Origin of the sequence: Thiomicrospira sp. WB1 (assembly GCF_001507535.1) — a bacterium.
Classification (GTDB): Bacteria; Pseudomonadota; Gammaproteobacteria; order Thiomicrospirales; family Thiomicrospiraceae; genus Hydrogenovibrio.
Genome location: NZ_LQBN01000002.1, coordinates 238,536 through 250,690, shown reverse-complemented (window position 1 = coordinate 250,690; position 12,155 = coordinate 238,536). Strand labels below are relative to the sequence as shown.

The 12,155-nt window shown below is 53.5% G+C and carries 11 protein-coding genes; 6 read left to right on the top strand and 5 right to left on the bottom strand.

Translation table 11 applies throughout. The annotated features are described in order from the left end of the window. Window positions 1–1,473 (bottom strand): ribonuclease G, encoded by a 1,473-nt coding sequence (gene rng / locus AVO41_RS05590; protein ID WP_068583976.1) that lies wholly within the window; start codon window positions 1,471–1,473, stop codon window positions 1–3. Beyond that, window positions 1,463–2,086 (bottom strand): nucleoside triphosphate pyrophosphatase, encoded by a 624-nt coding sequence (locus tag AVO41_RS05585; protein WP_068583972.1) that lies wholly within the window; start codon window positions 2,084–2,086, stop codon window positions 1,463–1,465. The genes rng and AVO41_RS05585 overlap by 11 nt, the downstream gene beginning before the upstream one ends. Between AVO41_RS05585 and AVO41_RS05580 the strand changes: the two genes are divergently transcribed. Beyond that, a complete protein-coding gene (locus AVO41_RS05580; RefSeq protein ID WP_153003492.1) occupies window positions 2,085–2,516 on the top strand; it encodes a hypothetical protein in 432 nt (143 codons plus the stop codon). The genes AVO41_RS05585 and AVO41_RS05580 overlap by 2 nt on opposite strands. On the opposite strand, the gene rfaD is transcribed toward AVO41_RS05580, so the two are convergent. Next, window positions 2,507–3,478, bottom strand: a complete 972-nt coding sequence (gene rfaD, locus AVO41_RS05575) for an ADP-glyceromanno-heptose 6-epimerase (RefSeq protein ID WP_068583967.1) — start codon at window positions 3,476–3,478, stop codon at window positions 2,507–2,509. The two genes, AVO41_RS05580 and rfaD, sit on opposite strands and share 10 nt — an antisense overlap. Window positions 3,479–3,592: 114 nt before the next feature. Between rfaD and AVO41_RS05570 the strand changes: the two genes are divergently transcribed. The 5 genes from AVO41_RS05570 (at window position 3,593) to panD (ending at window position 10,425) form a co-directional block, all read left to right on the top strand. Next, window positions 3,593–4,270 carry a tyrosine-protein phosphatase gene (locus AVO41_RS05570; protein WP_068583964.1) on the top strand — a complete coding sequence of 226 codons (678 nt, stop codon included), beginning with the start codon at window positions 3,593–3,595 and terminating at the stop codon, window positions 4,268–4,270. Window positions 4,271–4,395: 125 nt separating this feature from the next. Beyond that, on the top strand, window positions 4,396–6,135 hold the full coding sequence (msbA, locus tag AVO41_RS05565; RefSeq protein WP_068583962.1) for a lipid A export permease/ATP-binding protein MsbA: 1,740 nt from the start codon (window positions 4,396–4,398) through the stop codon (window positions 6,133–6,135). After that, a complete protein-coding gene (locus AVO41_RS05560) occupies window positions 6,128–7,066 on the top strand; it encodes a lysophospholipid acyltransferase family protein (RefSeq protein ID WP_068583960.1) in 939 nt (312 codons plus the stop codon). Before msbA ends, AVO41_RS05560 begins: the two co-directional genes overlap by 8 nt. Window positions 7,067–7,151: 85 nt before the next feature. Further along, window positions 7,152–9,941: a phosphoenolpyruvate carboxylase gene (gene ppc / locus AVO41_RS05555; RefSeq protein ID WP_068583958.1), complete on the top strand. Its 2,790-nt coding sequence runs from the start codon at window positions 7,152–7,154 to the stop codon at window positions 9,939–9,941. Between the two features lie 91 nt (window positions 9,942–10,032). Continuing rightward, a complete protein-coding gene (gene panD / locus AVO41_RS05550; protein ID WP_068583955.1) occupies window positions 10,033–10,425 on the top strand; it encodes an aspartate 1-decarboxylase in 393 nt (130 codons plus the stop codon). Between the two features lie 92 nt (window positions 10,426–10,517). On the opposite strand, the gene AVO41_RS05545 is transcribed toward panD, so the two are convergent. Both AVO41_RS05545 and AVO41_RS05540 read right to left on the bottom strand, forming a co-directional pair. Beyond that, window positions 10,518–11,369 carry a flagellar motor protein MotB gene (locus tag AVO41_RS05545; protein WP_068583951.1) on the bottom strand — a complete coding sequence of 284 codons (852 nt, stop codon included), beginning with the start codon at window positions 11,367–11,369 and terminating at the stop codon, window positions 10,518–10,520. Next, window positions 11,362–12,129, bottom strand: coding sequence for a motility protein A (locus tag AVO41_RS05540; RefSeq protein WP_068583948.1), 768 nt, complete (start codon window positions 12,127–12,129; stop codon window positions 11,362–11,364). Before AVO41_RS05540 ends, AVO41_RS05545 begins: the two co-directional genes overlap by 8 nt. Window positions 12,130–12,155 lie beyond the last annotated feature (26 nt).

Below are 12,155 nucleotides of genomic sequence, written 5' to 3'. Positions count from 1 at the left end.
CTAGGAAATCACCACATCAAACTGTTCAATAAAGTAGCCGCTTTCAGCTTGGAAGCTCATGCTTTTTCCCAAAAACGTCTCAAGTTCGGCCACGCTGCCCGAGGCTTCATCCAAAATATAAGCCACCACTGGCTCGGACGCAATCACACGGTAAAACCGGGCATCAAAGGACTTATCCATACGCGTAATCTCCCGAAACACCTCAAACGCAATCGTCTCAGGTGTTTTCACCGTCCCACGCCCCTGACACATCGGGCAGGGCTCACACAGAACACGCTCCAGACTTTCGCGGGTTCGTTTGCGCGTCATCTCGACCAACCCAAGCCGTGATATTTCAGTGATCACGGTTTTGACCCGATCTTTTTCCAATGCTTTCTGTAAAGCGGCGTAAACCGCTTCACGGTGCGAGGCATCGTCCATATCAATCAGATCAAGAATAATGATCCCACCGAGATTGCGCAACCTTAATTGACGTGCGATGGCTTGCGTGGCTTCCAGGTTGGTCCGAAAAATGGTCTCTTCCAGATTTTTATGACCGACAAAGCCCCCGGTATTCACATCAATGGTGGTCATGGCCTCAGTCTGATCAATAATTAAGTAACCACCCGATTTCAAATTAACACGCTTTTCCAGGGCTTGCTGAATTTCGTCTTCGACATTATATAAGTCAAAAATAGGTCTTTCTCCGGCGTAGAGGTGCAACTTATCCGAAAGATCCATGACATAATTGGCGGCAAAATCGAGCATCTTTTTATAGGTTTCGGTCGAATCCACGCGAATGGTTTCGATGCGCTCAATCGGAATGTCTCGCAACACATGCAGATAAAGCGGCAGATCCTCATAGACAAGGCTGGCCTTTCGCGCCTGTTTGGCTTTGTGCTGTATGTCCTGCCAAAGCCGCTGAAGATACATCAGATCGGCCCGTAATTCATGAAACTCTGCGCCTTCGGCCACCGTCCGAACGATCAAACCGCCCGTCTGAGCATCCGCTTCGGGAATCGACTTGATCAATTCGCGCAAGCGATCCCGTTCCTGCTGGGTTTCAATTTTTTGCGACACCCCCAGTGTCTGTTCGTGTGGCATAAACACCAGCAGACGTGAGGGAATGGTGACCTGCATGGTCAGGCGTGCGCCTTTGGAACTGATCGGGTCTTTGACCACCTGAACCATGACTTTCTGACCCGGGCGCAAATAAGCACTGATGTCATCGCTGTCCATGGCATCCGCCAGATTCAACGCCTGAGCATTGACGTCCGATACATGCAAAAAACCGGTCCGCTCCAGACCAATGTCAACAAAGGCCGCCTGCATCCCGGGCAACACCCGATCGACTTTGCCAATGTAAATATTCCCGACCAGCCCCCGGCGCTTGGCCCGCTCCACCCAGACCTCCTGCAACACACCGTTTTCCACCCATGCCACACGGGTTTCGGTGGGCGTGACATTCACCAGCACTTTTTCTTCATTCGACATCCTGACTCCAGAAACCTGATTCTCTTAAAAGCTGATCCAATTCAAACAAAGGCAATCCCATCACGCCGGAATAACTGCCATCCAGGCGCTCGACAAATCGGGCGCCCTGCCCCTGAATCGCATAACCGCCCGCCTTGTCCTGCGGCTCCCCCGTCAGCCAGTAATCTCGACATTCCTGATCGCTGATCTCACGCAGCTGAACCCTGCTTTGGTTCACCGCCGAGAACACCGCACCGTCATGGACCAGCGCCACAGCACTCAATACCTCATGCGAACGTCCGCCCAGCCTGCGCAGCATGTTCCGCGCCTCCCTTTCGTGTTTGGGCTTTTCCAGCACGGCGCCCTCCACACGGATCAAGGTATCACCGCCAATCACCCATATCCTGGCACCGGGTAATTTCTGAAATCCATTGAGCGCTTTTTCAATCGCCATGCGCCGAACGTAAGATTCAGCGGACTCGCCGGGCAAAGCCACCTCTTCAATCGGCGCCTGAACCGTTTCATAGGTCAAACCAAGTTGTTCGAGCAATTCCCCTCGGCGAGGCGAAGCAGAGGCCAGATACACATCCACTGGCGAGGCTTTGTCGTCTATAATGGCAGACTCTTCATTCATGACAGTTAATCTTACTTTTATGGTTCTGGATCAAATTATCCCTCAACACACGCCCTCCAACCTTTCAGAGCGGTTTGAAGCCGAATGGATCGGCGAGCATACGCTGGGATCATTTCTGCTCAAACCCAGTCACATACCCTGGGTCGTCTTTGTGCCCAAACATCCCCTCACCCCTGATAACGCAGCACACATCTACCCCCTGCTCTATGAACTCTCTGACTGGCTGAGTGAGCAAGGACTTGGCATTCATAACAACATTGCCAAACTGGGCAATGTGCTGCCCTACTGTCACATTCATCTGGTGATGCGAACCCCACAGGATGAGTGCTGGCCCAACCCGATTTGGGGGCAGACATTAACGCCCTGCCTTACGCCAGACAAAGCGCAACGCATCGATCTCATCCGGCAGTTTCTGAGCACTCACTCATAGCCAAATTCCAGTCGCTCGGGATGGGCCGATAACCAGTCGAGGTAACGCGCCACCCCTTCTTTGACCGAATAAAAAGGGCGATCATAACCCGCCGAACGCAGGGCGGTGTTATCCGCTTGCGTATAACTCTGATAGGCCCCTTTCAGATGTTGAGGGAAATCAATGTATTCAATTTCGCCCTTGCCATGATGTTCAATCACCGCCTCGGCAATATGCTTGAACGGCTCCGCTTTGCCCGGCCCCAAATTAAAAATGCCTGACGCTTGAGGGTTCGCCATAAACCAAAGATTCACTGCCGTGACATCCTCCACCGAGACAAAGTCACGGCTTTGCATGCCCGCTTCATACCCATCATACGGACCAAACAACTTGGGGTTCTCGCCCGCCAGTAACTGACGGTGCAACTTATACGCCACGCTGGCCATGTCCCCTTTGTGCTGTTCACGCGGTCCATAAACATTAAAATAACGAAACCCGACAATCTGACTCTGCGCCTGCGGCATCAACCGGCGCACATATTGATCAAACTGAAATTTGGAAAAACCATAAGCGTTAAGTGGCTGTTCGTATTGCCTGTCTTCCACAAACACCGGACCGTCGCCGTATACAGCCGCCGATGAGGCATACAGGAAGGGAATTTCGTGATTCATGCAATAATGAAGCAAGTCTTTTGAATACTCATAATTGTTTTCCATCAAATAACGACCGTCCCATTCGGTCGTCGCAGAGCAAGCCCCCTGATGAAAAATGCAGTCAATCTCCGGCAGCCCTTCCTCAGCAAAAATCCGCGACTGAAAATCTTCCTTGTCCAGATAATCGGCAAAATCACAATCCACCAGGTTAATGAATTTTTTGCCTTTTTTCAGGTTATCCACCACCAGAATATCATCACGCCCCTGCTCATTGAGGGCCTTGACCAAATTCGAACCGATGAAGCCGGCACCGCCAGTGACTACAATCATTCAACTGCCTTTCTCTAATCTCGTTTAAGCCAATAATTCTAGCATTTCATGCCTTAGCCCATCACAAAAAAGGTAAAATGCCCATTTTTAGATTTTGGCTGTTTCACCCCTCTCATGAGCAAACTGCAATCCAAACACGGGCGCCTGCTGGCTCACCTGGAAGCCTGGCTGGTTGACCACGAAATCCTTCGAGTCCTGTTTCGAAACTTTTATCGCCTCTCGCCCCGCGACAGTGAGGTCCAGGCCTTTCGTAGCAACCATCCCTCGCCTGGGTTTCTGAAAAAACTGAAACAACGCCACGGCCTAAAAACCGTGCTCAGTTTACGCGCTGCCAACCAGACCGGTCAGTTTTTGCTTGAGAAGGAAGCCTGCGACCGACTGGGCATCCGACTGATCAATCTACCAATCTCTTCTCGCAATTTTCCAAAAAAGGAAAAACTGGAACAACTGATCGACCAGCTTCAATCGCTGGATTACCCCCTACTGATTCACTGCAAGTCGGGTGCCGACCGAGCTGGACTGGTCAGTGTGCTCTTTAAACATTTCGTCCTGGGCGAACCCATTGCGCAAGCCCGCAAGCAACTGGGCATGAAATACGGCCACTTCCGCTGGGCTGATACCGGAAAGCTCGATTACCTGTTTGATGAATTCGAACGATTTGAAACGACTCACCCCGAAGTGTCGTTTCATCAATGGATTCAACATCATTATGACCGGGAACAGCTCAACCAAACCTTCCAGGCGGCTGGCTGGGCCAACATCGTGGTCAACAAGATTCTGCACCGCGAATAACGACGGAAGGCCCATGCAGAAAGGCTCACCCCAAAAACCACCAGGCCTGGTCAAAACCTGATAACGGGCGCGCTGTCCAGCCTTTTCGTTGGGTTTACCCCAATAACCGAGTATAATTTCGCGCTATGTTTGACGCCAACACACGCCATCTTTATCGTCGCCTACTGGGCTACATTGCCCCGTACAAGTGGATGATTGCTCTCACGCTGTTCACATTGGTGGTGATTGCCGCCATGGAACCGGCCACCGCCGCCATCCTCAAAGACCTGGTGGACGACAGCCTGATCAAAAAAGACCCGGACAGTTTTGTCATCCTCCCCATTCTTCTGGCCGGGGTCTTCATCGTCAAAGGGGTGGCGGAATATTTCAGTAAGGTGGCCAGCCAGTGGATCGCGCAAAAAGCCATTCTGAGCATTCGGGATGAAATGTTTCGCAAACTGCAATTTCTTCCCATGGCCACGTTTCAGCAGTTTTCCACCGGCGAATGGATGTCAAAAATCACCTATGATGTGGCTCAGACCGGACGCGCTCTATCGGAAGCCTGGATTGTGCTGATTCGCGACACCCTGATAGTGATCGCCCTGTTCGGGTACATGCTTTATATTTCCTGGGAGTTAACCCTGCTGATGATGCTGATCGGGCCGGTGGTGGCCTACATCATCGACCGAGCCAGCAAACTGATGCGTCACTCCAGCACGGAAATGCAGCACAACATGGGGCGAATGACTCACCAACTGGAGGAAGGCCTGGTCGGCCACCGCGACATCAAGCTGTATCATGCCGAATTCTATGAGCAGTCGCGTTTTCACCAAACCGCACAGGACTTAATGCACCACACCATGAACGTGACCAAGGTCTCCGCGCTGAATGTGCCGCTGGTTCAGGTACTGGCCGCCGTGGCGCTGTCCATTGTGGTCTACATCGCTATGAAAATGTCTGCTGATGGCGCCTTCACACCGGGTGAACTTCTGTCTTACATCACCGCCATGGCACTGACGTTTGAACCCATTCGCCGTTTGACCAACATCAACATCACCATCCAAAAAGGGATGGCAGCGGCACAAAGCATCTTTGAGTTACTCGACCGTGAGGAGGAACCGGATCGAGGCCAGGGTATGCTCGAAACGGTTCAGGGAACACTGCGCTTTGATGACGTCACCTTTTATTACCCGCAAGCCGACACCCCGACGTTCGAGCACTTTAACCTGACCATTCCGGCGCGTAAAACCACCGCTCTAGTAGGTGAATCCGGCAGTGGCAAAAGCACGCTGGTAAGTCTGATCGCCCGCTTTTACCAACCGCAAAACGGCCGCATTTTACTTGACCAACACCCCATTGATGCCCTGTCCCTGCACGCGCTGAGGGAACAGCTTGCTTTTGTCAGCCAGCAGGTCGTACTTTTCAACGATACCGTGCGGGCCAACATCGCCTATGGTCAAAACAGCATTGATGAAGACGCCATCATTCATGCCGCACAGCAAGCGCAAGCCTGGGACTTCATTCAACAACTGCCGCAGGGGCTCGACACGCCGATTGGGGACAATGGCGCGCGCCTCTCCGGCGGTCAGCGTCAGCGTCTTGCCATTGCCCGCGCTTTTTTGAAAGACGCCCCAATCCTCATTCTGGATGAAGCCACCTCCGCACTGGACAACCAGAGCGAACGCAGCATTCAGGAAGCCATGCAATCACTCACCCAAAACCGGACCGTGATCGTCATTGCCCATCGACTAAGCACCATTGAACAGGCCGATCAGATCGTCGTGCTCGACCGGGGAAGCATTGTCGAACAGGGATCTCACCACGAACTGATGACCAAAGAAGGCCGCTACTTTACACTTCAACAGCAAGGGCTTGCCAATGCGTGACCTGCCCAGCCAATTTGTTCACCCTAAGTACTGGGGCATCTGGCTGGGGGTTGGTTTTCTCAAACTGCTCAGCTGGCTGCCCTACCACGCCCGCTTGGCTACCGGACACTTTCTCGGAGGGATTCTGTACTGGCTGGCACCCGGACGGCGCAAACTCGCCCAGGCCAATATCGCTTTGGCCTTTCCCGACTGGACGCCCGCGCAACGCACTCAACTCAGCCGCCAGCACTTTCGTTCGCTCGGCACCGGCCTGGCGGAAACAGCCACCAATTTATGGGGGATCCACCGTCACCACCCTCAATCGCACCCACAACATGAAATGCATCACTTCCAGTTTCACGGTCAAGAACACCTTGATACCAATCGCACGCAAGGCACCTTACTCGTGGTGCCTCATTTCACCACCATCGAAGTCACAGGCCTGATGCTCAGCCAACTTCGCCCTTTGCATTTCATTTATCGGCCGCATGATAACGCGCTCATGGAATACTTGATCACAAAAAGCCGAACCACTTATGTTTCGGATCAGCCCGGCTTTTCTCACCCTGTCACGCCGTTACCCAACACCAATACACGCGCCATTATCAAAGTGTTACGTCAAGGCGGAACCGTTATGATACTGCCGGACCAGCGCTACCGAAGTCGCGGTCGCATCATTGCCCCCTTTTTCGGTCACGATGCCATGAGCCACCCAGGGCTGTCAAAACTGGCCAAACTTGGCAACGCCCGGGTCCTTCCAGTGTTTACCGAGCGCCGGGGCCATGACTATCATTGCTTTATCCAGCCTGCTTTAACCGACTTTCCAAGCGACGATCCGCAGGCTGATCTGATCCGACTGCACCGGCTTTATGAAGCCGAAGTCAAACGCAATCCAGCCCAATATCTCTGGACACACAACCGCTGGAACCTAAAACGCCCGCGGGATTATTAAGCCAAAAACGGTTTTTGATCCCGTACAGCGGACTCATGATATAATGCCGCCAAAATTTTCAACGAACGGATGATTGAGACACTTTATGGCTAAAGAACTGAGTGACAAACAACTCCGGTCACGCGTCAAATTGCTTGGCTCGTTGCTGGGAGAAGTCATTGAAACCCAGGTCGGAAAAGACACCCTCGACGCCATTGAAAAACTGCGCAAGGGCTACATCAAACTGCATGAACAGGACGACCCGGCGCTTCGTCAGGAACTCAAGGATTTCATCGAAGCGCAGACGCCGCAGGAACTGATCCTGATCATCCGTGCGTTCAACCTTTACTTCAGTCTGGTCAACCTGGCGGAAGAAGAGCACCAGTTTCACCAGCGCCAGAGCCAGCTAAAATCCGATGGGCCTCTGTGGACCGGTTCCGTGCTCAATACCATCAGTGAATTCAAGGAACAGGGACTGAGCGCCGAAGAAGTCAAAACCCTGATCGGCCAACTGAATTATGTACCGGTGTTTACCGCTCACCCGACCGAATCCAAGCGTCGGGCGGTCATGGAAAACCTGCGTCGCATCTTCCTGACGTTGGGCGAGCTGAATGAAGCCGAAGCCTATAAAAACCCTTACACTCAGGAAGAAGTGATTCGTCGCCTACGCTACCAGATTCAGGTACTGTGGAAAACCGACGAAGTGCGCCGCATGAAGCCCACCGTGGAAGACGAAATCCGAAACGGGATTTATTATTTCCGTCAATCGCTGTTTAAAGCCGTTCCTACCGTTTACCGCTTTATGGAACGTGCCCTGGCCCGCCACTATCCCGAAGCCAATCTGGAAACCCCAAACTTTCTCACGTTCGGCTCCTGGATCGGCGGGGATCGTGACGGCAACCCTTATGTGACGCATCAGACCACCGTTAACGCACTTTACATGCAAAGCCGGGCGGCTCTGTACGAATACCAGCGTCGGGTACATCAACTGAGTGCCCAACTGACGCAATCACGCTACATCACGGACATTAAGCAGGAAGTGATCAACCGCGCCACCATCATTGATGCCGACCTGCAGGAACAGGTGTTTCACAAACGTGCCGACCGCTTCAAAGACGAACCCTACCGTCGTTTTCTTTACCTGATTCACGGCCGTCTCCAGGAGAACCTGAATTACGTCGAAGCCCAGCTCAATGAAGAAATCATTGACCCGCCACGTTTTGCCTACAAAAACGAAAACGAATTTCTGGCGGATCTGGAACTGATCCACGAATCGCTTTGCAGCCATGGCGATCAGGAAGTCGCGGACGCCGAGCTCAAAGATCTGATCCGACTGGTTCAAACCTTCGGCTTCTATCTGATGCGCCTCGATATCCGTCAGGAGTCAACGGTGCACACCAGTGCCGTCATAGATCTGCTCAATCATTTGGGCATCGATTACGCCGCCTTGTCCGAGGCCGAGCGTCTGGACGTTCTGGCCCAGCAGATTTCCTCGCCCACGGTCATCGACACCCAGCACTTGGATCTGGAAGACATGACCCGTGAAGTGCTGGAAGTCTTCCATGTTATGCGCCGCATGCGCGATGAAATCAGTGAAAAGGCCTTCAATAACTACGTCATCTCCATGACTCATGAAGCCAGTCATGTGATGGAAGTGCTATTCCTGGCCCATCAGGCGGGACTGGCTGGCTACAACGCCGGCGAACCCTACTGCAAAATCCATGTGGCGCCGCTGTTTGAAACCATTCAGGACCTGGAGCACATTGTCCCGGTTACCTCAGCGCTGTTCGACAACCCGACTTATCATGCTTTGCTCAAAGCCTCCGGCAACCAGCAGGAAATCATGCTGGGTTACTCCGATTCGGCCAAGGACGGCGGCAACCTGTCTTCCGCCTGGACACTCTATCAGGCCCAGCAGCAAATCATGGCCCTGGCCGACGATTACGGCGTCGACTGTCGCCTCTTCCACGGACGTGGCGGCACCATCGGTCGTGGGGGCGGGCCAACCCACAGCGCGATCCTGTCTCAACCGACCGGCACCGTGCGGGGTCAGATCAAATTCACCGAACAGGGTGAGGTGTTGTCGTTCAAATACTCCAATGCCGAAACCGCGACCTATGAATTATCCATGGGGGTCACCGGTCTGATGAAAGCCAGTCAGTGTCTGGTCCGTCCGAATCAGAAGGACGACCCGGCGCACCTGGAAGTCATGCAGACCCTGGCCAAAGAAGGGGAAAACGCTTTCCGCGAACTGACCGATCACACCGAAGGCTTCTTCAAGTTTTTCTACGAAGCCACCCCGGTCAACGAAATCGGCTTGCTCAACATCGGTTCGCGTCCGTCGCACCGCAAGAAAAACAACCTGTCCAAAGCCTCCATCCGTGCCATTCCATGGATCTTTGGCTGGGCGCAGGCGCGCCTGACCTTCCCGGCCTGGTATGGCACCGGAGCGGCTCTACAGACCTGGATTCAGTCCGATGGCGATGAGAAGCTCTTGGAAATGTATGAAAAATGGCCGTTCTTCCGAGGCCTGCTGAGCAACATCCAGATGTCACTGTTCAAAACCGATCTGGTCATCGGCAAGGACTATTCAAAACTGGGACAAGACCCGGAGACGGCTGATAAAATCTATGAGATGATTGCGAGCGAACATGTTCGGGCGGTGGACACCTGTCTCGACATCAGCGGCAACGACTACCTGATGGCAGACACGCCGACCGTGTCCCTGTCATTGAAACGACGCACGCCCTATCTGGAACCGTTGAACAACATCCAGGTCGCCGTGCTCAAGCGTTACAAAAATGAGTCGCTGCCGGAAGAAGAGCGGGAAAAATGGTTAACGCCATTGCTTAATAGCATCAACGCCATTGCGGCGGGGATGCGCAACACCGGCTAGGCATTTTCGAACCATCATCGAACCACGGATTGTCACGACTACCCGCGTGGCAACCGAAGCTTTGCAACCCCCAAAAGGGATGAGGTCAAGCATGCACATTACAATGCTGAAATCTAAACTGCATCGTGTCACCACCACCCACGCGGAGCTGGACTACGAAGGCTCCTGCGCCATTGATGGCAACCTGATGGATGTGGCCGGTATTCGTGAATACGAGCAGATTCAAATTTATAACATTGCCAACGGTGAGCGTTTCACCACCTACGCCATCCGTGCGGACGAAGCCTCGGGCATGATTTCGGTCAATGGTGCCGCGGCACACAAAGCCAATCCGGGCGATCTGCTGATTATCGCCACCTACGCGAGCATGGACGAGGCGCAAGCGGAGCAGTTCAAGCCGGTGATGGTGTATTTCGACGAACACAACCAGATCACCCACACCCGCAATACCATTCCCAAGCAAATGTCGGCGGCCTCCGCCTGATGTTTAACCAGGCCTGGTTAAACATCAGGTCGGTTTTGCCAATTCATCCCCCCATTCAGGCCGTCTGACTCACCGCCTTACCCATCCGTTCGTTATTCTGCAGGCGTTGCCGTTTGCGCATCGTCGGATTCGCCCGGCGCGAACGCTTCCGCAGCCTGCTCGAATGCAGATGGGGGCTCGTCCATTTCGCCGGGACGCACCCCCAACACCTGCTCTTCCAGTGAAATCTTACGGGCCGGTCTGATGATAATTTCCACCCGCCGGTTTTTGGTGTAGGCCTGAGGGGTGTCTTCATCCACCAATGGTTCCGTAGGCCCCACACCCACGACCTCGCATTGTTCTGCTCGAGCCACCTGGTCGTCGATCAATTGCTCAATCACCGCCGCGGCCCGAGCGCTGGACAACTCCCAGTTGGAGCGGAAGCGTCCGCCCGTCACCGGGCGTTTGTCTGAATGCCCCACCGCCTTGACCTGATCCTTCTCACCGATGTGCGCGCGCAGCTTGCGCAGCTCCACCACAAATGCGGGCTTTAAAGTCGCCCGACCGGACGGAAACGAAATACGTTCCGGAAACGAAATTTTGATCTGTTTCTCCTCCGGCTCAATGGTCACATCAATGTTGTTTTCCTGCGCGGTTTCGTTATTGACCGAATAGGTTTCAATCAGGCTTTCATACAGGGGTTTGAGCTGATCCAGCGTGGTTTCACCCATCTTCTCAAGATTGGATTCCTGCTCTTCTTTGATCTTTTTGAAATACTCCACCTGGGTTTGCGTCAGATCCCGTCCGTGGCCCAATGTCTTGGTCAGGGACTTGACGATGGCTTCGTACTTGTCGGCGTCGAGCGTCGACATGGAAAACAACAGAACAAAAATGGCCATCAGCAGCGACATCAGGTCCGCAAACGTCGCCAACCAGCTTTGTGATTTGTCGCACTTCTTAGACATCGTCCGGTTTCGCCTTCTGTCCTGGCTCCAGGAAAGGCGCCAGCAGATCGCGCATGATATTGGGGTTCTGCCCGTCCATAATCGCCGTCAACCCTTCCATGATCATCTGTTGGCGCAATGACTCCTCTTCGCCCCAAACGGTGATTTTATCTGCCATGGGCAAGGCAAACAGGTTGGCAATCATGGCGCCGTACAGTGTGGTCAGCATGGCCACCGCCATCGCCGGACCGATGGTGGAGGGGTCAGACAGGTCCGACAGCATCTGAATCAGGCCCACCAAGGTCCCGATCATCCCAAAGGCCGGCGCAGCGGCCCCGATGGAGCCAAACACCCCGGCACTGGTTTCCGCGCGCTCACTGAAGAGTTGATTTTCCTCTCGCAGATTCTGCAGTACCAACTCCTTGGAATACCCGTCCACCATCATGCGCACGCCGCGCTGATAGAATTCATGCGGGACCTCCATGTCTTCCAAAGCCAGCATTCCCTTCATGCGCGAGGTGCGAAGCAGGTCCTCGGTCAAGTCCAGTAATTCGTTTTTATCTTTAATGTCCGGGCTCGGCAGCACCACTTGAAACGACATTTTGACCGCAAACATCGCCTCATGAAATGAATAACGGATCATGGTGGCGGCCAGCGTGCCACCGATGACAATCATCAGGCCGGGAATATTAACGAAAATCCAGATGGATGAGCCAATGGCCATGGCGGCAATAATGATGGCCACACCGGCGAACAATCCGATAAATGTGGAAAAACTCATGACATCCTTTTGGGTCTGAACCGTTT

Bases quoted from the DNA above. Each gene is read 5' to 3' on its own strand.
- AVO41_RS05585 (WP_068583972.1), bottom strand. From the start codon at position 2,086: ATGAATGAAGAGTCTGCCATTATAGACGACAAAGCCTCGCCAGTGGAT.
- panD (WP_068583955.1), top strand. From the start codon at position 10,033: ATGCACATTACAATGCTGAAATCTAAACTGCATCGTGTCACCACCACC.
- AVO41_RS05545 (WP_068583951.1), bottom strand. From the start codon at position 11,369: ATGTCTAAGAAGTGCGACAAATCACAAAGCTGGTTGGCGACGTTTGCG.
- AVO41_RS05560 (WP_068583960.1), top strand. From the start codon at position 6,128: ATGCGTGACCTGCCCAGCCAATTTGTTCACCCTAAGTACTGGGGCATC.
- rfaD (WP_068583967.1), bottom strand. From the start codon at position 3,478: ATGATTGTAGTCACTGGCGGTGCCGGCTTCATCGGTTCGAATTTGGTC.
- AVO41_RS05540 (WP_068583948.1), bottom strand. From the start codon at position 12,129: ATGAGTTTTTCCACATTTATCGGATTGTTCGCCGGTGTGGCCATCATT.
- ppc (WP_068583958.1), top strand. From the start codon at position 7,152: ATGGCTAAAGAACTGAGTGACAAACAACTCCGGTCACGCGTCAAATTG.
- AVO41_RS05580 (WP_153003492.1), top strand. From the start codon at position 2,085: ATGACAGTTAATCTTACTTTTATGGTTCTGGATCAAATTATCCCTCAA.
- rng (WP_068583976.1), bottom strand. From the start codon at position 1,473: ATGTCGAATGAAGAAAAAGTGCTGGTGAATGTCACGCCCACCGAAACC.
- msbA (WP_068583962.1), top strand. From the start codon at position 4,396: ATGTTTGACGCCAACACACGCCATCTTTATCGTCGCCTACTGGGCTAC.
- AVO41_RS05570 (WP_068583964.1), top strand. From the start codon at position 3,593: ATGAGCAAACTGCAATCCAAACACGGGCGCCTGCTGGCTCACCTGGAA.